We start from the raw sequence: 20,129 nt of genomic DNA, 5'->3' as shown, positions 1-20,129 counted from the left end.
GCCGCTCAGGCCGGGTCCCGGGAGAGCACCCAGGCCACGTCCCTGGTCAGGGCGTGCCGCCAGCCGGCCCGGTCGTGCCCCGACGGGGACCGGGACGCGCGGACGGCCGCCCCTGCCTCCCCGGCGAGGGACTCGACCGCCGCGCAGTGGGGCAGCATCCCGGTCTCGTGCTCGCCCACGTCGAAGGCGATCCGCAGGCCGGACAGGTCGGGGCGCTCCCGCAGCATCGCGGCGACGGCGCCCCCGGCCGGCCCGGCCAGCGGATCGGTGAGGTCCGCGGCGCCGGGGGTCCACCAGAACGACCCGGACTGGCAGGTGACCCGGGAGACGAGCTCGGGGAAGCGCAGGGACGCGTACACCGCGCTGAGACCGCCGAGGCTCTGGCCCGCGACGACCAGCCGGCCGGTGTCGGCCGGCAGGCCCGCCTCCGTGACGAGCGGCAGCAGCTCCTCCCGTACGGCCTCCCACAGTTCGGGACGGCAGGCGAACTCCGCCTCCCGGTCCCGGGTCGGCAGGAAGACGAGGGTGACCGGCGGCAGGTCGCCGCGGGCAACGGCCGTGTCGAAGGCGGTCACGGCCGGGTGCAGGTAGAGCCAGTCGTCGCCGTCGAGGAGCAGCACGACGGGTCCGCCGCCGCCCGCGGCGTGGACGCGTACGGTGCGCCGCCCGCCGAGGCGTCCGCCCGTCCAGCGCAGCCGGGTCCGGGGGAGGGGCAGCACCTCGTCCGGTCCGGTGGCCGGCCAGTGCGGCTGGTCCGGGGCGTCGGGCGTGGCCGTGACCGACCGGTCGGCGCCCGCCCCGGCCGGGTTGAAGGGGTCGGCGCGGCCCGCGCCGCCGACCAGGAACCAGTACGTCACCCGCAGCCGCGGCGGCATGGGCACCTCGGCGTACCAGCAGTCGGTGGCTCCCCACCTGCGCAGGGGCACGGGCCCCGACCAGCTCTCGAAGTCCAGGGTGGCGGGGGAGCCGCGCCACAGGAAGAGCGTCGTCCACCCGGCGCCGTCACGGACGGCCGCGGGGGCTCCGGCCGCCCCCCAGAAGTCCTCGGTACCGGGCTCCGCGGGCATTCCGTACGCGGCGAACGGATGCTCGGGGGCCGCAACACGGCCGGGGGCGGGGTCGGTCGGGCGCATGCGGATCTCCTTGTGAGCGGCAAGGGGAAAGGCTAAGCTCGTCGTAATTAGGCGAGCCTAACCTAATCGCATCGCTCCCGGGAGGCATCGACGTGAGCACCAACCCGTTCGACGACACCGAAGGCCGCTTCCTCGTCCTCGTCAACGCGGAGGACCAGCACTCCCTCTGGCCGTCCTTCGCCGAGGTCCCCGGTGGCTGGACCGTCGCCTTCGGGGAGGATACCCGCGCGGCGTGCCTCGCGTACGTCGAGGCCAACTGGACCGATCTGCGGCCCCGTTCCCTCGTCACCTCCACCGAAGCCTGACCCCCCGCCACCCGGCCGGCGCCGCCCGCACCCACAGGACCCCGCCGATGCTCTGCACCAGGCTGACCAACGCCCGCTTCCTCACCATGGACCCGGACCACCCGGTCGCCCACGAACTGGGCATCTGGCGGGGCCGGATCGTCGGCCTGGACGACGCCGTGGCCGCGCTCCCCGCCCGGGAGGTCGTCGACCTCCAGGGCGCCACCGTGCTGCCCGGATTCATCGACGCACACGTCCACCTGGCCTGGACCGGCTTCACGCAGAGCACCCCGAGCATCGCCGGCCTCACCCGCGTCGACGACGTACTGGCCGCCGTGGCGCGGGCCGTGGCCCGCAAGAACACGCCCGGAGCGTGGGTGAGCATCGTCGGCTACGACCAGCGGGCCCTGGGCCGCCACCTGACCGCCGTCGAACTCGACCGGGTCGCCGCGGGGCACAAGCTCTACCTGCTCCACGAGTCCGGCCACGGCTGCGTCGTCAACACCGCCGTCCTGGACCTCCTGCCCGCGGACCTCCCGCACGAGAACGGCTTCCTCGCCGAGGCCGCGATGGGCGCCGCCCGCGCCCTGCGGCTCCCCCACTCCCAGGAGGACCTGGCCGAGGCGATCGGCCGGGCCGCCCGCACCTGCCTCGCCGAGGGCATCACCGCCTGCGCCGAGGCCGGCATCGGCGGCACCCTCTTCGGCCACAGCCCGGTCGAGCTGGGCGCCTACCAACTCGCCCGGGAGAAGGGCCTGCTGCCGCTGCGGGTGCAGCTGATGGTGTCCTCGGACCGGCTCCGCCCCGTCGCCGCCCACGAGGCCGACGGCATCCCCCGGTCCCTCGACCTCGGCCTGCGGACCGGCTTCGGAGGCGACTGGCTCTCCGTCGGCGCCCTCAAGGTCTTCACCGACGGCGGCATGATGGCCCGCACCGCGGCCCTGAGCGCCCCCTACGAAGGACTCGACCACGCAGGGCAGTTGCAGGACGACCCCGAGGTCCTCACCCGGACCATCGTCGACGGCCACCTCGCCGGATGGCAGCTCGCCGTCCACGCCATCGGCGACCGCGCCGCCGACGTCGCCCTGGACGCCCTGGAACGGGCCCAGCGCCTGCGCCCGCGCCCCGGCGCCCGCCACCGCATCGAACACGCGGGCCTGATCCGCCCCGACCAGCTCCCGCGCTTCGCCCGGCTGGGCCTCAGCGCCGTCGTCCAGCCCAACTTCCTGCGCTACTTCGGCGACGACTACGCCGCGATCATGGGACCGGAGCGGGCCCCGTGGATGTACCGGGGGCGCGGGTTCCTCGACCACGGCATCAACCTCGTCGGGAGCTCCGACCGGCCGGTGACGGACGGATCGCCGCTGCGGGCCGTCCAGTTCATGGCCGAGCGCACCTCCACGTCGGGCAGCCTGATCGGACCGGACGAGGCCGTCACCGTGGAGGAGGCCCTGCACGCCTACACCGTCGCCGCCGCCCACGCCTGCAACTGGGACGCAGAAGCGGGCAGCCTCACCCCCGGCAAGCGGGCCGACCTCGTCGTGCTCGGCGACGACCCGCGGCGCGTGGAGGTCTCCCGCATCGGCGACATCGAGGTGGTGGCGACGTACGTGGACGGGCGCGAGAGCGGCAAGCCCGCGGCCTGATCCCCGCGGCGCAGGGGAGAAGGCCGGACCCCGCCGGCGGCTCAGGCGGCGCCGAACCACTTCCCCAGGGCGTCCGACAGGCCCTGCTGGTCCTCGCCCGCCCAGGCCACGTGCCCGTCCGGCCGGAGCAGCACCGCGGGCACGTCCGGATCCGCCACCACGTCGACGACGTGGTCGACCCGGTCGGCCCGGCCGTCCACGGACAGCCGCCCGGTCCGGTCGAGCAGCAGCCCCCGGCCGGCGTGCATCAGCGCGTAGAGGCGGCGGCCGTCGGAGAGCTCGGTGTCCCGCATCCGCCTCCCGAGCAGCTCGTGTCCCTCGCCGAGGTCGTAGCGCACCCCGATCGCGGTGATCTTCTCGATCAGGTGGCGGTTCACCTCCTCGAAGTCCATCAACTCCGACAGCAGCCGACGCACCGCCTGCGGACCCGGCTCGGTCGACATGAGCTGCATCTGCGCGCGGGTGTTGTCCAGCACGGCGGCGGCCACCGGGTGCCGTTCGGCGTGGTAGCTGTCCAGCAGCCCTTCCGGGGCCCGGCCGTTCACCTCCGCCGCCAGCTTCCAGCCCAGGTTGAAGGCGTCCTGCACGCCGAGGTTCAGGCCCTGGCCGCCGGTCGGCGGGTGGATGTGCGCGGCGTCCCCGGCCAGCAGCACCCGGCCCACCCGGTAGTGCTCGGCGAGCCGGGTGGCGTCGCCGAAACGGGAGAGCCAGCGCGGCGAGTGGACCCCGAAGTCGGTGCCCGCGAACGCCTTCAGCTGCTTCTTGAAGTCGTCGAGGGTCGGCGCCGCCGTACGGTCCTCGGACACCCCGTCGGCGGGAACGATCACGCGGTACAGCCCGTCGCCCTCGGGGACGGCGCCGAACCGCTTGTGGGTCCTGTGCACCTCGGCCACCACGGCCGCCAGGGTCTCCGGAGCCACCCCGATCCGCATCTCGCCGAGCAGGGTCTCCACCGTGGAGGGCTCGCCGGGGAAGGCGACGCCGAGCAGCTTGCGCACCGTACTGCGGCCGCCGTCGCAGCCGACGGCGTACCGGGCGCGCAGGCGCGTGCCGTCGGCCAGGGCGACGTCCACCCCGTTCGGGTCCTGGTGCAGCCCGGTGACCTCCCGGCCGCGCCGGATCTCCACGCCGAGCTCGACCGCGCGCTCGGTCAGCAGCCGTTCGGTGACCACCTGCGGGACGGCGAACACGTACGGGTGGGAGGTGTCGAGCCGGTCCGGCCACGCCGTGCCGATGCCGGCGAAGAAGCCCCCGACCGCGAACTTCTCGCCGTGCGGCAGGAAGCGCTCCAGCAGGCCCCGCTGGTCCATCACCTCGACGCTGCGCGCGTGCAGGCCGCGGGCCTTGGAATGCGGCGTCGGTCCGCTCTCCTTCTCCAGCACGACCACCCGCACACCCTGCAGCCGCAGTTCACAGGCCAGCATCAGACCGGTCGGGCCGCCACCGGCCACGATCACGTCGATCAACACAACTCTCCGTCCGGGGTTCCCGTTCTTTTCGGACGGCGATTGTGCGTCACCGAGGGGGCCTTGCCACAAGCCCCCCTGTGCGCTATAAGTTGAGAGTGGCAAGGAGTGGGTACGCCTCCTTGCCTTTCGTGTTTCTCAGCCGGTTCGTGCGTCCCCGGCCGGCCGGTCCGGTCCCGCGGCGGCCTCGATCTGGGCGAGCTGCGGGCGTCACCCCCGGCCGTCGTCCACCAGGCACTCGGCGCCCCCCGCCGGCACCCGCTCGGGACGCTCGCCCGCGGCCGGGGCGCGGAGGTCGCCGCGGGCCGACTCAACCCGGTGGACCAGGTCCGTCACCAACGTGGCGATCCGCGGCCACAGGGCCTCGGGGAGGCCGTGGCCCATCCCGTCGATCACCACCAGTTCCGCCCCCGCGATCGCCTCCGCGGTCGCCCGTCCTCCGCTCACCTCGCACATCGGGTCGTCCGCCCCGTGGATCACCAGCGTCGGCACCGCCAGCTCCCGCAGCCGCGCCGTCCGGTCGCCCGAGGCGAGCGAGGCCACGGCCTGGCGGGTGACGCCCACGGGGTCGTGGTCGCGGTCGTACGAGCGGCCCGCCCGGTCGGCGGCCGCGGCCTCGTCGAACGGGAAGGCCGACGCCTCGAGGGCCCTGCCGATCCTGACGGTCCGTGCGATCACCTCCTCGCGGTTCGCCGGCGACGGCCCGCCGAAGGCCAGAAGCGCGTCGGGCCGGGCCCGGCCCACCACGGGATCACCCGTTGTGGACATCACCGACGTCAGGGAGCGGACCCGGCCGGGGTGCTCGATCGCGGCCGTCTGGGCGATGGCACCGCCCAGCGAGGCCCCCACGACGTGGGCGCCGTCCAGCCCGAGCGCGTCGAGGAGTCCGACGCAGTCGGCCGCCATGTCGGAGAGGGTGTACGCGGCCGAGGAGGTGTCACCGCCCAGCGCCGCCACGAAGTCGGGCGGGGGAGCGTCGCGGAAGTGCGTGGACAGCCCGGTGTCGCGGTTGTCGAAGCGGATCACCTGCACGCCCCGCCCGACCAGCTCGGCGCAGAAGCCGTCCGGCCAGCCGATCATCTGCGCCCCGATGCCCATCACCAGCAGGACGGGAGGTGCCAGAGGGTCACCGAGGCGCTCGTACGCCACCTCGATCCCGGCCGGTCCGACGTTCACGGCCCGCTCTTCGCCCACGGTCGCACCACTCCCTCTGCTCGGGACACGCTGTGCCGGACAGCCTGCCCCACCGGGCTCCCGATGCCGCCCAGGCGCGCTGCCCGGGGCCGCGGCTCCGGGCACGGCACGGCGCGGCTCAGCCCGGCCCGCCGAGCCGCAGCCGGGCGGCGTCCCTGCTGGGCGGCGCCCCGAACTGGCGGCTGTACTCGCGGCTGAACTGCGAGGGGCTGTCGTACCCGACCCGGTGGGCGACCCCCGTGACGTCACCGGGGCGGGTGGCGAGCAGCAGACGGGCCTCCTGGAGCCGGATCTGCTTCTGGAACCGGATCGGGCTCATCGAGGTGACGGCCTGGAAGTTGCGGTAGAAGGCGGACTGGCTCATCCCGGACCTGCGGGCCAGCTCCTCCACCCGGAAGGGCTCCGCGTAGTTCCCGCGGATCCACGCGACGGCCCGCGCCACATGGGTGAGGCTGCTGTCGGCGAGCCCCAGCTGGCGTACGGCGGCCCCCTGTTCGCCGGTGATCAGCCGCCACAGGATCTCCCGTTTGACCAGGGGCGCGAGCACCGTCCGGTCGCGCGGGGCGTCGAGCAGCCGCAGCAGCCGGACCACGGCGTCCAGGAGTGACGCGGGCGCGTCGCAGACGGCCAGGGCGGGCACGGGGCCGCCCCGGACCTGCCGCGCGCCGTCCGGGCCGGCGTGCAGCAGCAGCTCGGCCACCGCGGCGGGCTCCAGCACCAGGCCGAACCCCAGCGCCGGGCGCTCGGGGCTCACCCGCAGGAACTGCCCGGTGACCGGCAGGTCCACCGAGGCCACCAGGTACTGGCCGGGGCCGTACTCCAGGACCCGGTCGCCCAGGGCCAGGCGTTTGGTGCCCTGGGCGATCACCGCCAGCACGGTTCCGGTCATGGCGGGTTCGGCGGGGGCCGACCGTTCCACCCGGGACACGAGCACGCCCTCGACGGCGGTGGTCGCATCGGGGCGCGCGTGCCGTTCGAGGAGGGTCCGCAGCTCGTCCAGGTCCATGCCCCCAGTGCAGCACAGTCCCCGGCCCGCGCTCTCCGGAACGGGAGGATCGTGCAGGTCCCCGACCGGATCGTGCTACGTCTTCGCAGGTCGGACGGGTCCCATGGATACATCGGATCCCACCGGATTCCCACCGGGTCCACTGCGGTCCACTGCGGGACCCACCCTTTCGACGTGTGGAGGACAGTCATGAAGGTCGCCGTCGTCACCGGCGCCAGCTCCGGAATCGGCCGGAGCGCCGCCGTACGCATCGCGGAACGCGGCATCGGGGTGATCCTCACCTACGGCAGCAACCCGCAGGGCGCGCAGGACACCGTGGACACCATCCGCACGGCGGGTGGCAGCGCGGTCGCCCTGCACCTGGACCTCGGGGACAGTGCCGGCTTCGGGTCCTTCCGCGACGCCGTCGCCCTGGCCCTCCACGACACCTGGGGCCGCGAGACGTTCGACTTCCTGGTCAACAATGCCGGTTTCGCCCACGCCGCACCGATCGCGGACATGGCCGAGGAGGACTTCGACCGGCTGGCGAGCGTCCTCCTCAAGGGCCCCTACTTCCTGACCCAGCGTCTCCTGCCGCTGCTGGCCGACGGCGGCGCCGTCGTCAACGTCAGCAGCAACTCGGCGACCACGGCCGCCCCCGAGCCCGGCTACTCCGCGTACGCGGCGATGAAGGGCGCCCTGAACGTGCTGACCGGCTACATGGCGAAGGAGTTCAGCCCCCGGGGCATCCGCGTCAACGCCGTCTCTCCCGGCGCCACCCGCACCCGCCTCTCCGACGACGCCTTCACCCGGTTCCCCGAGGTCATCCCGGAGCTGGCCGCCCGCACCGCCTTCGGCCGCGTCGGAGAACCCGACGACATCGGAGAAATGATCGCCGTACTCGTCGGCGACGAGAGCCGGTGGGTCACCGCGCAGAACATCGAGGTCTCCGGGGGCTACGGGCTGTAGGCCGGCCGGGCCGGCCGCCGGGGGCCGACATCGGGGCTCGCGGAACCCGCCGACGCTTGACGGGGCCCGCCGGAGATGCGACAAAGTCCATGAGGCAGACCACCCCCGGCCCACGGCCCGGCGGCACGGAGCTCCCGCGCCGCCCGGACCCGCACCGGGCCACGACGTCCCCACGAGGTGTTCGTGCCCGGCTCGCGGACGCGTCGGGCGGCACCGCCCGCGCGCATCTGCCCCACTCGGTGCACCACGACGATTGGAACCCCGATTTGACCGCCTTGCCCGGATCGCGTGTGCCGGGACGGACCTGGACGGTCCGACTCACCGGCCACGCCGATCACACCGTGTCCGTCTCCTGCAGCACCGCGGCGTGCCGGATGCCGGCCCGCTCCAAGGACACCACGGGCATGCGGCGCTTCGCCGCGGACCACGCCAGGGCCCACGCCCGGCTCGCCGGGGTCCGCCCCAACGCCGACTGCAGCTGCGGCGGCGCGCAGTGCGCGCTGCACGAGGCACGCGTCCCGTGCGGCGGTTCCGCCCTGCTGGTCCTCGTCCACAACCCCGCGGTCGGCCAGGTGTGGACGCTGGCGGAGGTGTGCCAGGCCTGCGCCCGGCAGATCCCGCACACCACCGTCCTCGCCACGGGAAGCCCCGCCGCCGCGGCCCCGGCGCCGCAGGGGGCCGTCGGCGTGCCGCCGGCCCCCAGGGCCGCGGTCCCGGGCGGGTTCTCCTCGCCCGAGGCCTCTCCTGAGCCCTCCACGGCCCGCAAGGCCCGCCGCCCCCAGCGCCCCCAGCACCGTCGTCAGGGCTGAGAGGCCGCTGCCGTACCGATCATGGAGTCTGTCGATCGAACGGGAGTCTCGGTCAGGTGATCGCGGGCCCTGCCCGGTATGGGAGCAGGGGCTGGCGGTACACGGGGAAAATCCAGGGGAGGGGACGGCCGCGGGCTGCTACGGTCGGGCGCCATGAGCTGGCTTCCCGATGACTTCGTCCACCCTGTCCTGATACCGCTGCCGGGCGGTGGCCATCACCTGCGGCCGATCCGGGAGGCTGACACCCCGCTCGACTATCCGGCTGTGATGGGTTCGCGCGAGCGGCTGTGGACCATCTTCGGCCCGGCCTGGGGCTGGCCCGCAGCCACCATGACCTACGAGGCCGACCAGGCCGACCTGTTGCGGCACGAGAAGGAGATCGCCGCACACCAGTCCTTCAACTACGCGCTGTTCGACGCGGCGGAGACAGCTCTGCTCGGCTGTGTCTACATCGACCCACCGGAGAAGGCCGGCGCGGACGGCGAGATCTCCTGGTGGGTGGTGGACGAGCTGGTGGGCAGCAAGGTCGAGCAGGCCCTCGACGCGCTGGTGCCGCAGTGGATCGCCGCCGACTGGCCGTTCGAGCAGCCGCGCTTCCTCGGCCGCGAGATCTCCTGGTCGGACTGGCTCGCCCTGCCGGAGCATCCCGACACGTAAGCGGTCGTTGTCGTGCGGTTGCCTCGCGCACGCGCACGACAACGCGGCCGGCCCTCCGGACCGGGTGCGCCGGCTTCCGTCGGACATGACGGACGCGGAGTGGAACATCGGCGACCGGGAGGCCGCGGCGGTCCTGCTGATGCGGCTGCGCCGTCTGCACCACGACGTCACCCTCGTGAGGGCCGACGGCGGCTACACCGGCTGCTGGAACGGCGGCGATCCACGGGTCGCGGCCCGCTTCGGGCCAAGGAGATCGCGGTGGAGCCGGGCCTTGACGCGACGCCGACGAAGGTCGAGGGAACAGGGGCCGCCGGTTGCTCTCCCGCCCCTCCGGCATTCCCAGGACCGACGCCACCGCGCACCGCTCGATCACGGAGCTTCCGCGGCGGGGGCCCGGATCAGGCCTGCGGCAGGACCGCCACCGGCGGCGGGAGCACCGCGGGCCGGTCGAGGAACGCGAGCACGGCGCGTTTCTCCGGGAGGTACACCTCGGGCAGGTCGATCTCCGGCAGGGTGATCTCGCCCTGATGCACGAAGCCGAGCCTGCTCGACAGGGCGAGGGCCTTGGCGTTGCGGGCGTCGGGCTCGCCCACCGCGCGCAGGACCGCCGGGTCGCGGAAGGTGAACCGGAGCAGCGAGCCGATCAGCGTCCTGCTGAACCCGGGACGCGGCCGGCCCTGCACCGGGGCCAGCATCAGGTGGACGCCGATGTCGCCCTCGCGCACCTCGTAGCACTCGCTGACGCGGTCGGCCTCCGGCTCGTAGGTCTGGAACAGCGCCACCGGTTCGTCGTCCAACCGCACCATGAAGGCGTGGTGGGTGTCGCGGCGGTCCACGTCCTCGTAGATCTCCTGGACCAGTTCCCGGCTGATGCCGTTCATGCCCCAGAACTGCGCACGCTCCTCCAGCACCCAGGAGTGCAGCACGGCGGAGTCCGCGGCGGGGTCGACCGGCGTGAACCGGACGGTGCCGAAGCCTTCGACGGTCTCGGTCATGACGTCCGCGCGCGGGGAGACGAGGGCGGTGGACTCGGGTCTCATACGGGTTCCGGTTTCTGTTCGGAGGCACGGCAGCGGGCACGGGAGGCGACCCGTGCGGTGCCCGGGTTAGGGTGCCCTAACTATAGGGCTCGCCGGGTGGGCGGCCGTCCGGGGGGCCCGGCTCACCCTCCCCGGTCCTGCCGGGAGTCCCAGAAATCCGCTTGCGTCTCCCGTGGGGGGAGGGGCGAGGCTGGGGGCATGCAGACGCATCTGATGCACCGACCGGCCACCCGCCCGAGGATCCGGGCGATGCGGTTCGGGCTGTACGCGGATCCGCAGGGGCTGGCATGGGTGGAGGGACTCGTCGCCCGGGCCGCCGAGGGCCGCCGCGCCCGGATCGTCGCCGTGGACACCGTCCGCACGTACCCCCACAGCGGCCGGGCGACGGCCGAGCTCTACGAGGACCTGGCGGAGCAGTGGGCCTTCGAACACCCCGGTGAGGACAGCGGAGGACGCGAAGCGGTCGAGCTGCGCGTCCGGCTGGAATGCTCCCGCCGGACCTGGCGGGCGATCCGCCGGAGGGTGCTCGCCACGCTCTGCCCGCAGGGAACGGCCCCGCACACCTGCCGGGTGCCCTGGTGTGGGGTCTGACCTGGGAAAAGGGAGGTGACAGGAGGTGACGGGACGACATAGGTTCCCCCCTGGCCCGCCGTCCGGCGCGCCTCCTCGTCCTCGACGACCCATGGGGGGTCCCCAGCATGCCCGCAGTTCCTGCCGTGCCCGAGGGGAAGGGCGCGCGGCTGAGCGCGCCCGTCGGCCTGGCGATCGCGCTCACCGCGCTGTTCGCGCTCGTCATCGGCTTCGACGCGTACGCCGTGTACGCCGACTGGAACGTCCGCGCGCTCGCGGACCGGGCCCTCGCGGACCCGTCCGCGGCCGTGTACGCCGACCTGGAACGCGGCTACGGCCTCATGGACCGGGCCGGTACGCATCAGCGCCGGATCGCGATCCTGACGGGGATCGTGTTCGTCGTCTGGTTCCACCGCACCCGCACGAACGCCGAGGCCTTCGCCCCGGGGGCGGACCGGCTCCGGCCCGGCTGGGCGATCGGCGGCTGGTTCGTGCCGCTCGCCAACTTCTGGCTGCCGTACCGGATCGCCGTGGCCACCTGGGGGTCGAGCACGCCGCTCGCCGGCGACGGGGGACGGGCCGCCGGGCGGCTCCCCCTGATGCCGGTCAACCTGTGGTGGGGGTCCTTCGTCCTGTCCAAGGTCGTCGCCTGGTACGGGGGCCGGTCCTACGGCGGTGCCGAAAGCCTCGAGGAGGTGCGCGACGCGGCCACGACGGTCCTGGTCGGCGACGTCGTCGACATCGTCGCGGCCGTCCTCGCCGTCGTCTACGTCCGCAGGCTGACGGCCCTGCAGCACGCGCGGATCGCGCAGGGACCCCGCGGCGTCGCCGAGACCCCCGTCCCGATGGCGCAACGGCTGCCCGACTGACCCGGAGGCCCGTCGGCGGCCGGCCGGGGCGGCCGCGGTCAGCTGCCGGGCCGGACCACCACCGCTACCACCTCGACCGGCGGGCTGTGGCGGAAGTGGAGGACGAAGGGCACGATCTCGCCCGCCTCCCACTCGCTCGTCACCCGCATCATGACGCTCACGTCGAAGGGCGACATCGCCAGGGTGCCGCCCGCGGGCACGGCCGCCGAAGCCGTTATCCGCATGGCGTCGGCGCCGCGCCCGGAGCTCTCGTGCCGGCTCAGCATCACCCTCTCGACCGACGGGGACGGGGAGGTCACCTTCGTCAACCGGTCCTCCCCGCGGCCGATGTTGGTGACGTCGAAGAAGGCGGCCGTGTCCGTGCTGTTGCCGTAGGGCAGGAACACCCGGCCGTTGGCGACGGCGATCTGCGGCGGGCCCCCCGCCGCGCCCGAGGCGGTCCACACGGTCAGGCCTGCCAGCGCCACCGAGCACGCGACGAGCGGCGCGAGCACCGACGGTATCGCCTCGCGCATCCGCCGGCGCGACGGCCACCAGCCGCTGTCGTTCCGCACCACACCCGATCCGTTCATCGCGCCGCACCTCCCGCTCCGAGCTCCGTCCCGGCCCGGAACCTCTTCCCCGGCCGGCCGGACGGTGGCGACGGATGCCAGGCCCGCAATCGGAGGCTGTTGCCCACCACCAGCAGGGAGCTGACGGACATCGCCGCGGCCGCGACCATCGGGTTCAGCCATCCCACCGCGGCCAGCGGCACCGTCACCACGTTGTAGCCGAAGGCCCAGACGAGGTTCGTACGGATCGTCGCCAGCGTGCGCCCGGCCAGCTGCACGGCGTCCGCGACCGCCTCGATGTCGCCGCGCACCAGCGTGACGTCGGCCGCGCCGATCGCCGCGTCCGTGCCACTGCCCATCGCGATGCCGAGGTCGGCCCCGGCCAGGGCGCCCGCGTCGTTGACCCCGTCGCCGATCACCGCGACCCGGCGGCCCCGCTCCCGCAGGTCCGCCACCAGCCGCGCCTTGTCCTCGGGCGAGCAGCCGGCGTGCACCTCGGTGATGCCGAGCTGCGCGGCCACCCGCACCGCCGTCGCCTCGCGGTCGCCGGTGGCGAGGACCGGCTCCACGCCCAGCCGCCGCAGCCGGTCCACGGCGCGGTAGCTGCCGGGGCGCAGCACGTCGCCCACCGCGATCAGGGCCTGGTCGGCGCCGTCCACCCGGACCAGGACCGGCGTGTGCGCCGCCGCCTCGGCGTCGGCCAGCGCCCGGTCCAGGGACGGGTGCAGATCGGCCCCCGCGGCCCGTACCTCGACACGGCGACCGTCCACCACCCCGGTCACCCCGACCCCGGCCGTCGCCCGGAAGCCGCTCACCGCCGCCGCCGGACGGTGGGGCAGCTGCTGCCGCCCGTGGGCGAACACCGCCCGGCCCAGCGGGTGTTCGGAGCCCTGCTCCACCCCGGCCGCCAGCCACAGCGCCTCTTCCGCCCCGATCCCGTCGGCCACGGCCGTCACCCGGGCCACGGTCATACGGCCGGCGGTCAGCGTGCCCGTCTTGTCCAGGACCACGGTGTCGACGTGACGCAGCGTCTCCAGCGCCCGGGGCCCGCCGACCAGCACACCCAGCTGCGCCCCCCGGCCCGTCGCCGCCATCAGCGCGGTCGGCGTCGCCAGCCCGAGCGCGCACGGGCAGGCCACGACCAGGATCGCCACGCACGCCGTGACCGCCGCCTGCGGATCCGCCCCGGCGCCGAGCCAGAAGCCGAGGACCGTGACCGCGAGGGCCAGCACCACCGGCACGAACACACCCGCCACCGTGTCCGCCACGCGCTGCGCGCGGGCCTTCCCGGCCTGCGCCTCCGTGACCATGCGGGTGATCCGGGCGAGCTGGGTGTCCGCACCCACCGCCGCGGCCCGTACGACGAGCAGGCCGCCGGAGTTGACGGCGCCGCCCACCACCGGCCGTCCGGGACCGACCTCGACCGGCTCGCTCTCGCCCGTCACCAGGGACAGGTCGACGGCCGAACTCCCCGAGGCCACCACCCCGTCCGTCGCGACCCGTTCGCCGGGCCGCACGACGAACTCCTGCCCCACCCGCAGCCGTTCCACGGGGACGAGCCGCTCGACGCCGTCCTCCCGCACCGTCACGTCCTTGACGGCCAGTCCGGCCAGCGACCGCAGAGCCTCGCCGGTGCCGCGCCGCGCCCGGGACTCCAGGAACCGGCCGGTCAGCACGAACAGCGGCACGCCGACGGCCGCTTCCAGGTACACGTGCGCGACGTCCCCGCCGGCCGTGGGCAGCAGGGTGAACGGCATCCGCATCCCCGGGTCGCCCGCCCCGCCGAGGAACAGCGCGTACGCCGACCAGGAGAAGGAAGCGGCCACGCCGAGGGAGACCAGGGTGTCCATCGTCGCGGCCGCGTGGCGCAGCCCGCGCACGGCCCGGACGTGGAACGGCCACGCGCCCCAGACGGCGACCGGCGCCGCCAGCACGAAGCACAGCCACTGCCAGTTGCGGAACTGCAGGACGGGGACCATCGACAGCACCAGGACCGGCACCGACAGCAGCGCGGTGACGATCAGCCTCTCGCGCGCCTCGCGGACCGCGGGCTCCTCGGCCTCCTCCGCCGGAGCGCGCACCTCCCCGGCGCGGGGCGGGGCGGGCAGTTCCGCGCTGTAGCCCGCCTTCTCGATCGCCGCGACGAGGTCCTCCGCGGTGATCTCCGCGGGATGGCTGACCCTGGCCCGCCCGGTGGCGAGGTTGACGGTGGCGCTCACCCCGTCGATCCGGGCCAGCCGCTTCTCGACCCTGCTCACACAGGCGGCGCAGGTCATGCCGCCGACGACCAGGTCCGTGGACTCCTGAACGCCGGTCCCCCCGGCGCTCACCGTCCGGCCCCCGTGCCGGTGTGACCGTGCGGCCGCAGCTCGCCGTCGAACGCGGGTCCTGCGGGGTCCGTCGCGTGCATGCCGGGAGCCACCGGGCCGGCCAGCGAGCCCACCCCGTACGCCCCGCCGAACAGCAGGGCGAGGAGCACCAGGAAGCCGGCCAGGGCCGGTGGCGGCGCCCACCGCAGCAGGGCGGTGGGCGCGGGGGGCGGGGACTCGGGCCGGTCCGTCATCGTCACTCCGGATTCTCGTACTCGGTTCCAGGCGGACGAGGTGCCGGTGAGACGGGCGGTGGCACTCCCTCCGGGGAGGTGGTCGTGCCGGGGGCGCAGGAAGTTCCCGCGGATTTTCCGTCCGGATCCGGCGCGGGGCCGGATCGCGGGAGCGGGTCGGTGTCAGTGGGGGAGCGGGCCGTAGAGCCAGTTGCCCGGGAGCTCCGGGTCGGTCCCGGTGAAGTACTCGCTGAACGCCCGCGTGAGCTCGTCGCGGCTGATGCGGCCGGTGCCGTCGCGGTCGAGGCGGGTGAAGGCGGTCGCGGCCGCGTCCCCGGTCACGCCGTACGCGCCCAGCCAGCGGGTGAACTCGTCCGGCCGCAGGTGCTGGTCGCCGTCGGAGTCCATCGCCGTGAACACCTCGTCGACGATGGCCATGATGGTCCTCTCGAAGCCCGTCTCCCGGCACACGGCGTCCCAGGCGGTGACGAACTCCTCCTCGTCGAGTTCCGCGTCCGTGCCCCGCCCGAGCTGGGCCGACATCCGCGCCCAGTTCTCGTCGTACTCGGCCTGCAGCTTCCGTGCCGCGGGGGAGCCGCTGTCCTGTCCGGCGGCCTCCGTCAGACGCTGTACGAGCTCGTCGTAGTCCGCCTTGGTGACCCTGCCGTCGCCGTCACGGTCGAACAGGGCGAACCGGTTGTGCAGCTTGGCCGCGATCAGAACATCCACGCCGTACGCCCACTTCCCTCGAAGGTGATGACTTCTCCCACCGAGAACGATCCGCCTCCGTCTCCGTCACGGACCGTCAGACCTCCCGCCAGCGGGCCAGGGCCCACGAGAACACCCCGAACAGGGCCAGTCCCAGGGCCACCGCCACCAGCAGCCACGGACCGGCCGCGGTACCGGTGAACGACCTCAGCGTGTCGTCGATCCCCTTGGACTGCGCCGGGTCGTAACGCACCGCCGCGTACAGGACGAAGGCGCCGGCCGCCGCGAACACGGCACCGCGGGCCAGGCCGCCCGCCACCCCCAGGAACTCGACCCCCTTGCGCCAGTGCTGCGGGACCCCGCCCATCGAGAGGTGCTTGCGGAAGGTGCGGCGAGCCGCCTGGACGCCGATGACGACGCCGGCGACCGCTATCCCGATCCCCGCGGCGCCCACCAGGAACTGTCCGGCCGGCAGATCGAGCGCCTTCGCCGTCACGTCACGCGACTGCGCGTCCCCGGAGCTTCCGCCGCCGCCCGCCGCGAACGTGAGCACCGAGTACGCGACCGTGGCGTAGAAGACGGTCCTCCCGGCCGCGGCCAGACGCTTCGTCGGCTTGCCGCCGTCCGGCCCGGCGGCACCGGTCAGCGCCTCCGACAGGCGCCACAGCATCATGCACACGAAGCCCAGGCCCACCGCCCAGATCAGCGCGCCGCCGAACGGAGTGCCCGCGAGCTCCTGGAGGGCGCCCTGGCGGTCGGCCTCCTGGGCCCCGGGGTCGCCGAAGGCCACGCGCAGGGCCAGCGTTCCGATCAGCACGTACAGCACGCCGCGCGTCGCCAGGCCGCAGCGCGCCGTGATCTCCCGGGCCCGGCCGCCACGGCCGGCCGCCCGGATCCCCTTGCTCGCGGTCACACTCGTCATCGTGCTCAGACCTCGCCCCGCCACGAACCGGTCGCCACCCCGCGCGACTCGATGAACAGCTTGAACCGCTTCAGGTCACCCGCGACCTGCCGCTTGACGAAGCCCAGCCTGTCGGCGGCGTTCTCCGCCAGCCCTTCGGGCACCCAGTTCATGTGCAGGACCACCTTGGTGGTCGTGGCGTCGATCGGCTGGAAGGTGACCAGACCCGCCTGGCGCGCCTCGCCGTCCACGGTCATCCACGCGACCCGCTGGTCCGGGAGCTGTTCGGTGATCTGCGCGTCGAACTCCCGCTGCACACCGTTCACGTTCGTCACCCAGTGCGTGAGGGTGTCGGTGCGCTGGTCGATGCGTTCGACGCCCTCCATGAAGGCGGGGAAGTCCTCGAACTGCGTCCACTGGTTGTAGGCGGTGCGTACGGGGACGTTGACCTCGACGTACTCCTCGACGTGCGACATGCCCATCCCTTCCGCGCCCCGCCGGCCCCGCATCCCGTGATGCCGGTCGCCGCCGTCGGGCGCCTCGACCGCCCGGCTACCCGCCGTCGGGGACGCCATGCACGGCCGTCCGCTCCCGGTGGCTCCGGAGCACGTGCGTCACCCGCCGGATTTCCGTCGGCGTGCCGCCTGCATGGTGCGGACGGAACCGGGTAGACGCGGGTTCTCGGGAGAGGAAGCAGCGACCGGCCCGGACGCCCGTCCTGGCCGCGCACGGATCCGGATCGGAGACGGTCATGATCGTTCTTGGCGTCATTCTCCTGGTGGTCGGTTGGCTACTGGGCATATCGATCCTCTGGACCATCGGCATCATCCTGCTCGTCATCGGGCTCATCCTCTGGATCCTCGGAGCCGTGGGCCACGCGGTGGGCGGACGCAAGCACTACTACTGACGTCCGGCCCCACTGACGTCCGGCCCCACTGACGGCCGGCCTCCGTGACGCCCGGCCCGGTCCTTCCGGCCGCGCCAGCGGCTCCGCCCGGGACGACGGGGACGGGACGGGGGCGACACCAGTTGCGCTGTCACCCCCGTCCCGTCGTCTCCGGCCGGATCACGGCTCCAGCAGGATCACGGCCTTCCCCCGGACGTGGCCCGCCCTGAGGTCGCGGATCGCGTCCGGGACCTCCTCCAGCCGGTAGCCGCGGTGGACCGCGGGGGAGACCGAACCCGCCTCCAGCAGCGCCGTGAGGGCCTCCAGGTCGGCGGCCTTCACCAAGGAGGTGAGCGGGCGCAGCCGGTGGGAGACGAACGGCGACAGCAGCAGCGCCCCCAGGCTCCTTTCGTTCCCGCCGAGCCAGCGCCCGCCGCCCTCCCCGCCGACGATGACGAGGGTCCCGCGCGGGGTGAGGGCGCCCCGCAGCCGGGAGAGGGGGCGATTGCCCGCGATGTCCAGCACCAGATCGTGGCGGCGGCTTCCGTCGACGGGGTCCTGCGCCGCGTAGTCGAGCACCTCGTCCGCGCCGAGGGACCGTACGAAGTCGGCCTTGCCGGCGCTGCACACGCCGGTGACGTGCGCCCCGAAGGACTTGGCCAGCTGTACGGCGAACGAGCCCACGCCTCCCGAGGCGCCGAGGACCAGGACCGATTGCCCGGGCCGGACCCGGCCGGTCTCCCGCAGGGCCGTCAGCGCGCTGCACCCGGACACGGGTACGGCGGCGGCCTGCTCGAAGGTGAGGTTGCGGGGTTTCGGCGCGAGGGCCCCCTCCTTGGCGCACGCGTACTCGGCGAACGACCCCTCGCCGCTGCCGTACACCTCGTCGCCGGGCCGGAACCGGGTGACGCCGGGGCCGACCGCCTCCACCCGTCCGGCGAGGTCCATGCCGCGTATGCGGGCCCGGGGCGCCCGCAGGCCCGTGACGGCGCGCACCGCGTACGGCATGCCGGCCATCAGGTGCCACACGCCCTGGTCCACGCCCGCCGCGTGGACCCGCACGAGCACGCGGCCGGGGCCCGGGACCGGCCGGTCCGTCTCCTCCGGGCGGAGGACCTCGGGGGGCCCGTACACGTCCTGCACCATCGCCTTCACGATTCTTCTCCTTCGGTCTCGGAATACTGGAACACCGCGTCGAGCGGTACCGCGAACACGCGGGCGATCTGGAAGGCCTTCTCCAGGGAGGGCGAGTACCGGCCCTGTTCGATGGCGATCACGGTCTGCCGGGTCACCCCGATCCGGCGGGCCAGCTCGGCCTGGGTCATCTCGCCGTGGGCGAAGCGCAGGGCACGGATCGAGTTCGTCACCTGCGTGGGCCTCACCATGTCTGGAAGCCCACCCGGTAGGCGGCGATCTTCGCCATGGAGCCGAGCAGCGCCGACAGGACGAAGGCGAGGTAGACGGCGTTGGCGATCCAGAACTGGTCCGCCTCGGTCATCGCCAGCACCAGGGCCGCCACGCCGCCGATCGCGGTGAAGGACTGTCCTACGTGCTCGCCGAAGCGGCTGATCTCCCGGTCGCGCTGGTCGCGGGTCCTGTCCTCCTCCGGGGTGAGGAGCGCGACGGTGATGTGCAGCGCGATGGACGCGACGATGGCCGCGCCGACCGTCCAGAGCAGGGCGGCCGCGTAGGGGACCTCGGTGAGGGGCTCACCGCCGGCCCGGCCGAGGACGACGGCCAGGTACGTCCCGTACGACGCGAGCGTGACCACGATCATGATCCACGCGCGTTTCTCCTCGACTGCCACGACCGCTCCCCATGTAAAGAAAACCTGACACGCTCAATGTCAAGCATCCGGGACATGGTGTCAAGTCTTCTTTACATGGCCGGGTGGTGGCGGGTGCCCCCGAAGGGCCGATCGGCTGTCCGTTCGTGTCGCCGCGTCTACGGCGGGGCCGCACGTGGAACCGTTCCTGCATGACCGAAAGTGCGTCCCCGTACATCTCCTCGCCCCGGGTCGTCGTCCTGGCCGTCCAGCCGGGCGACCCGCCGTTCCGCATCGTGGAAGTCGATGGGGAGATGGTCGGGGTGGCCACCTCGATGACCGACGTACTCCTGGTCGCCGCGAGCGCGGGTATCACCGTCCACGACCTCGACGACCCGGAGAGCGTCCGGTGGGTGGGCGGCGGCAAGTTCACCTGGAGGCCGCACTAGCGGACCGCCGTGGCCGGGCCCCGGCGGTCCGCGGATCGGCTCAGGGGCCGAGCACCAGGTCGGCGCGCGCGGCGCCCGGAGCGACGAGACGGGCGTTCGCCTCGTCCGAGCGGGCCACCCACGCGGCGGCCCGCTCCCGCTCCCTGCCGTGGCGGACGTGACGCTCGATCAGCCGGTCCACGCGCAGCGCGTCGTCGGGGGCCAGGAACCACACCTCGTCCAGCAGCGGCCGGACCCCCGCCCACCCGCCCGCCTCGTGCAGCAGGTAGTTCCCCTCGGTGATCACCAGCGGGACGTCCGCGGCCACGGGAACGCTGCCCGCGACCGGCTCCTCCAGGCAGCGGTCGAAAGCGGGGGCGTAGACCACTCCGTCCTGCTGCTCCCGCAGGCGCCGCAGCAGCGCCGTGTACCCGGCCGCGTCGAAGGTGTCCGGGGCGCCCTTGCGGTCGGCGCGCCCCAGCCGGACGAGCTCCGCCTGCGCGAGGTGGAAGCCGTCCATCGGTACGACGGCCGCGAGCCCGGGGCCGAGGGCCCGCGCCAGGGAAGCGGCCAGCGTCGACTTGCCGGCCCCGGGCGGCCCCGCGATCCCGAGGATCCGCCGCCCGCCCGCCCCCGCCAGGGTCCGGGCCCGCCGCTCCAGCTCCGCTCGGTCCATCGCCCCATCCTGCCCGCGCGGCGCCCGGCTCCGCCACCGGCCCGCGCCCG

At 74.0% G+C, this 20,129-nt stretch carries 24 protein-coding genes; 9 read left to right on the top strand and 15 right to left on the bottom strand.

Annotated features, from left to right (window positions below; translation table 11 throughout):
- Positions 1 to 5: 5 nt before the first annotated feature.
- Positions 6 to 1,133 carry an alpha/beta hydrolase-fold protein gene (locus ACPU2J_RS02265; RefSeq protein WP_423832619.1) on the bottom strand — a complete coding sequence of 376 codons (1,128 nt, stop codon included), beginning with the start codon at positions 1,131 to 1,133 and terminating at the stop codon, positions 6 to 8.
- A 92-nt stretch (positions 1,134 to 1,225) separates the two neighbouring features.
- Between ACPU2J_RS02265 and ACPU2J_RS02260 the strand changes: the two genes are divergently transcribed.
- Both ACPU2J_RS02260 and ACPU2J_RS02255 read left to right on the top strand, forming a co-directional pair.
- Entirely contained in the window at positions 1,226 to 1,438 is a 213-nt protein-coding gene (locus ACPU2J_RS02260; protein WP_361603114.1) for an MbtH family protein, read from the top strand.
- A 47-nt stretch (positions 1,439 to 1,485) separates the two neighbouring features.
- Entirely contained in the window at positions 1,486 to 3,063 is a 1,578-nt protein-coding gene (locus tag ACPU2J_RS02255; protein WP_423832618.1) for an amidohydrolase, read from the top strand.
- A gap of 41 nt (positions 3,064 to 3,104) precedes the next feature.
- On the opposite strand, the gene rox is transcribed toward ACPU2J_RS02255, so the two are convergent.
- From rox to ACPU2J_RS02240, 3 genes are all read right to left on the bottom strand, one after another.
- Positions 3,105 to 4,529: a rifampin monooxygenase gene (gene rox, locus ACPU2J_RS02250; RefSeq protein WP_423832617.1), complete on the bottom strand. Its 1,425-nt coding sequence runs from the start codon at positions 4,527 to 4,529 to the stop codon at positions 3,105 to 3,107.
- Positions 4,530 to 4,739: 210 nt separating this feature from the next.
- Positions 4,740 to 5,723, bottom strand: a complete 984-nt coding sequence (locus tag ACPU2J_RS02245) for an alpha/beta fold hydrolase (protein WP_420081973.1) — start codon at positions 5,721 to 5,723, stop codon at positions 4,740 to 4,742.
- A 118-nt stretch (positions 5,724 to 5,841) separates the two neighbouring features.
- On the bottom strand, positions 5,842 to 6,729 hold the full coding sequence (locus ACPU2J_RS02240; protein WP_420081974.1) for an AraC family transcriptional regulator: 888 nt from the start codon (positions 6,727 to 6,729) through the stop codon (positions 5,842 to 5,844).
- Between the two features lie 174 nt (positions 6,730 to 6,903).
- On the opposite strand from ACPU2J_RS02240, the gene ACPU2J_RS02235 reads away from it, so the two are divergent.
- The 3 genes from ACPU2J_RS02235 to ACPU2J_RS02225 all read left to right on the top strand — a co-directional run bounded on the left by ACPU2J_RS02235 (position 6,904) and on the right by ACPU2J_RS02225 (position 9,143).
- Positions 6,904 to 7,677: an SDR family NAD(P)-dependent oxidoreductase gene (locus ACPU2J_RS02235; RefSeq protein WP_420081975.1), complete on the top strand. Its 774-nt coding sequence runs from the start codon at positions 6,904 to 6,906 to the stop codon at positions 7,675 to 7,677.
- 341 nt (positions 7,678 to 8,018) lie between these two features.
- A complete protein-coding gene (locus tag ACPU2J_RS02230; RefSeq protein WP_420081976.1) occupies positions 8,019 to 8,486 on the top strand; it encodes a hypothetical protein in 468 nt (155 codons plus the stop codon).
- Between the two features lie 153 nt (positions 8,487 to 8,639).
- Positions 8,640 to 9,143, top strand: coding sequence for an N-acetyltransferase (locus tag ACPU2J_RS02225; RefSeq protein ID WP_423832616.1), 504 nt, complete (start codon positions 8,640 to 8,642; stop codon positions 9,141 to 9,143).
- 398 nt (positions 9,144 to 9,541) lie between these two features.
- Here ACPU2J_RS02225 and ACPU2J_RS02220 read toward each other — a convergent pair whose 3' ends face one another.
- Complete coding sequence (locus tag ACPU2J_RS02220) at positions 9,542 to 10,183, bottom strand: GNAT family N-acetyltransferase (protein ID WP_361603093.1); 642 nt, start codon at positions 10,181 to 10,183, stop codon at positions 9,542 to 9,544.
- Between the two features lie 198 nt (positions 10,184 to 10,381).
- Between ACPU2J_RS02220 and ACPU2J_RS02215 the strand changes: the two genes are divergently transcribed.
- Positions 10,382 to 10,774, top strand: coding sequence for a hypothetical protein (locus tag ACPU2J_RS02215; RefSeq protein ID WP_423832615.1), 393 nt, complete (start codon positions 10,382 to 10,384; stop codon positions 10,772 to 10,774).
- 107 nt (positions 10,775 to 10,881) lie between these two features.
- Positions 10,882 to 11,622: a DUF4328 domain-containing protein gene (locus ACPU2J_RS02210; RefSeq protein ID WP_420081980.1), complete on the top strand. Its 741-nt coding sequence runs from the start codon at positions 10,882 to 10,884 to the stop codon at positions 11,620 to 11,622.
- 38 nt (positions 11,623 to 11,660) lie between these two features.
- On the opposite strand, the gene ACPU2J_RS02205 is transcribed toward ACPU2J_RS02210, so the two are convergent.
- From ACPU2J_RS02205 to ACPU2J_RS02180, 6 genes are all read right to left on the bottom strand, one after another.
- The gene (locus tag ACPU2J_RS02205; RefSeq protein ID WP_423832614.1) at positions 11,661 to 12,194 is read right to left on the bottom strand and encodes a copper chaperone PCu(A)C; all 534 of its coding nucleotides are present in this window, start codon (positions 12,192 to 12,194) and stop codon (positions 11,661 to 11,663) included.
- Complete coding sequence (locus ACPU2J_RS02200; protein ID WP_423834920.1) at positions 12,191 to 14,449, bottom strand: heavy metal translocating P-type ATPase; 2,259 nt, start codon at positions 14,447 to 14,449, stop codon at positions 12,191 to 12,193. Before ACPU2J_RS02200 ends, ACPU2J_RS02205 begins: the two co-directional genes overlap by 4 nt.
- A 50-nt stretch (positions 14,450 to 14,499) precedes the next feature.
- A complete protein-coding gene (locus ACPU2J_RS02195) occupies positions 14,500 to 14,736 on the bottom strand; it encodes a hypothetical protein (protein WP_361603078.1) in 237 nt (78 codons plus the stop codon).
- 162 nt (positions 14,737 to 14,898) lie between these two features.
- Complete coding sequence (locus ACPU2J_RS02190) at positions 14,899 to 15,444, bottom strand: EF-hand domain-containing protein (protein ID WP_420081982.1); 546 nt, start codon at positions 15,442 to 15,444, stop codon at positions 14,899 to 14,901.
- Positions 15,445 to 15,520: 76 nt separating this feature from the next.
- Positions 15,521 to 16,345: a DUF1206 domain-containing protein gene (locus tag ACPU2J_RS02185; RefSeq protein WP_420081983.1), complete on the bottom strand. Its 825-nt coding sequence runs from the start codon at positions 16,343 to 16,345 to the stop codon at positions 15,521 to 15,523.
- 5 nt (positions 16,346 to 16,350) lie between these two features.
- Positions 16,351 to 16,800, bottom strand: coding sequence for an SRPBCC family protein (locus tag ACPU2J_RS02180; protein ID WP_423832613.1), 450 nt, complete (start codon positions 16,798 to 16,800; stop codon positions 16,351 to 16,353).
- 275 nt (positions 16,801 to 17,075) lie between these two features.
- Here ACPU2J_RS02180 and ACPU2J_RS02175 point away from each other — a divergent pair, with 275 nt between their 5' ends.
- Positions 17,076 to 17,231 carry a DUF6131 family protein gene (locus tag ACPU2J_RS02175; protein WP_420081984.1) on the top strand — a complete coding sequence of 52 codons (156 nt, stop codon included), beginning with the start codon at positions 17,076 to 17,078 and terminating at the stop codon, positions 17,229 to 17,231.
- Positions 17,232 to 17,390: 159 nt separating this feature from the next.
- Here ACPU2J_RS02175 and ACPU2J_RS02170 read toward each other — a convergent pair whose 3' ends face one another.
- Genes ACPU2J_RS02170 through ACPU2J_RS02160 form a run of 3 tightly spaced genes read right to left on the bottom strand, consistent with a single transcriptional unit; the run spans position 17,391 to position 19,017 of the window.
- Entirely contained in the window at positions 17,391 to 18,356 is a 966-nt protein-coding gene (locus tag ACPU2J_RS02170; RefSeq protein ID WP_423834919.1) for an NAD(P)-dependent alcohol dehydrogenase, read from the bottom strand.
- Between the two features lie 5 nt (positions 18,357 to 18,361).
- Positions 18,362 to 18,595, bottom strand: coding sequence for a helix-turn-helix transcriptional regulator (locus tag ACPU2J_RS02165; RefSeq protein ID WP_361603055.1), 234 nt, complete (start codon positions 18,593 to 18,595; stop codon positions 18,362 to 18,364).
- Positions 18,589 to 19,017: a hypothetical protein gene (locus tag ACPU2J_RS02160; RefSeq protein WP_365492002.1), complete on the bottom strand. Its 429-nt coding sequence runs from the start codon at positions 19,015 to 19,017 to the stop codon at positions 18,589 to 18,591. Before ACPU2J_RS02160 ends, ACPU2J_RS02165 begins: the two co-directional genes overlap by 7 nt.
- Before the next feature lie 170 nt (positions 19,018 to 19,187).
- Between ACPU2J_RS02160 and ACPU2J_RS02155 the strand changes: the two genes are divergently transcribed.
- Positions 19,188 to 19,424: a hypothetical protein gene (locus ACPU2J_RS02155; protein ID WP_365492005.1), complete on the top strand. Its 237-nt coding sequence runs from the start codon at positions 19,188 to 19,190 to the stop codon at positions 19,422 to 19,424.
- 40 nt (positions 19,425 to 19,464) lie between these two features.
- Here the strand turns inward: ACPU2J_RS02155 and ACPU2J_RS02150 are convergent, their stop codons facing one another.
- The gene (locus ACPU2J_RS02150) at positions 19,465 to 20,079 is read right to left on the bottom strand and encodes a nucleoside/nucleotide kinase family protein (protein WP_423832612.1); all 615 of its coding nucleotides are present in this window, start codon (positions 20,077 to 20,079) and stop codon (positions 19,465 to 19,467) included.
- Positions 20,080 to 20,129: the final 50 nt, after the last annotated feature.

The organism is Streptomyces manipurensis (assembly GCF_049570255.1).
Classification (GTDB): Bacteria; Actinomycetota; Actinomycetes; order Streptomycetales; family Streptomycetaceae; genus Streptomyces; species Streptomyces manipurensis.
This window is presented reverse-complemented; position numbering and strand designations above follow the sequence as displayed.

Bases quoted from the DNA above. Each gene is read 5' to 3' on its own strand.
- ACPU2J_RS02265 (WP_423832619.1), bottom strand. From the start codon at position 1,133: ATGCGCCCGACCGACCCCGCCCCCGGCCGTGTTGCGGCCCCCGAGCAT.
- ACPU2J_RS02255 (WP_423832618.1), top strand. From the start codon at position 1,486: ATGCTCTGCACCAGGCTGACCAACGCCCGCTTCCTCACCATGGACCCG.
- ACPU2J_RS02240 (WP_420081974.1), bottom strand. From the start codon at position 6,729: ATGGACCTGGACGAGCTGCGGACCCTCCTCGAACGGCACGCGCGCCCC.
- ACPU2J_RS02225 (WP_423832616.1), top strand. From the start codon at position 8,640: ATGAGCTGGCTTCCCGATGACTTCGTCCACCCTGTCCTGATACCGCTG.
- ACPU2J_RS02220 (WP_361603093.1), bottom strand. From the start codon at position 10,183: ATGAGACCCGAGTCCACCGCCCTCGTCTCCCCGCGCGCGGACGTCATG.
- ACPU2J_RS02215 (WP_423832615.1), top strand. From the start codon at position 10,382: ATGCAGACGCATCTGATGCACCGACCGGCCACCCGCCCGAGGATCCGG.
- ACPU2J_RS02210 (WP_420081980.1), top strand. From the start codon at position 10,882: ATGCCCGCAGTTCCTGCCGTGCCCGAGGGGAAGGGCGCGCGGCTGAGC.
- ACPU2J_RS02205 (WP_423832614.1), bottom strand. From the start codon at position 12,194: ATGAACGGATCGGGTGTGGTGCGGAACGACAGCGGCTGGTGGCCGTCG.
- ACPU2J_RS02200 (WP_423834920.1), bottom strand. From the start codon at position 14,449: ATGACCTGCGCCGCCTGTGTGAGCAGGGTCGAGAAGCGGCTGGCCCGG.
- ACPU2J_RS02195 (WP_361603078.1), bottom strand. From the start codon at position 14,736: ATGACGGACCGGCCCGAGTCCCCGCCCCCCGCGCCCACCGCCCTGCTG.
- ACPU2J_RS02185 (WP_420081983.1), bottom strand. From the start codon at position 16,345: ATGACGAGTGTGACCGCGAGCAAGGGGATCCGGGCGGCCGGCCGTGGC.
- ACPU2J_RS02180 (WP_423832613.1), bottom strand. From the start codon at position 16,800: ATGTCGCACGTCGAGGAGTACGTCGAGGTCAACGTCCCCGTACGCACC.
- ACPU2J_RS02175 (WP_420081984.1), top strand. From the start codon at position 17,076: ATGATCGTTCTTGGCGTCATTCTCCTGGTGGTCGGTTGGCTACTGGGC.
- ACPU2J_RS02170 (WP_423834919.1), bottom strand. From the start codon at position 18,356: ATGGTGCAGGACGTGTACGGGCCCCCCGAGGTCCTCCGCCCGGAGGAG.
- ACPU2J_RS02165 (WP_361603055.1), bottom strand. From the start codon at position 18,595: ATGGTGAGGCCCACGCAGGTGACGAACTCGATCCGTGCCCTGCGCTTC.
- ACPU2J_RS02155 (WP_365492005.1), top strand. From the start codon at position 19,188: ATGACCGAAAGTGCGTCCCCGTACATCTCCTCGCCCCGGGTCGTCGTC.
- ACPU2J_RS02150 (WP_423832612.1), bottom strand. From the start codon at position 20,079: ATGGACCGAGCGGAGCTGGAGCGGCGGGCCCGGACCCTGGCGGGGGCG.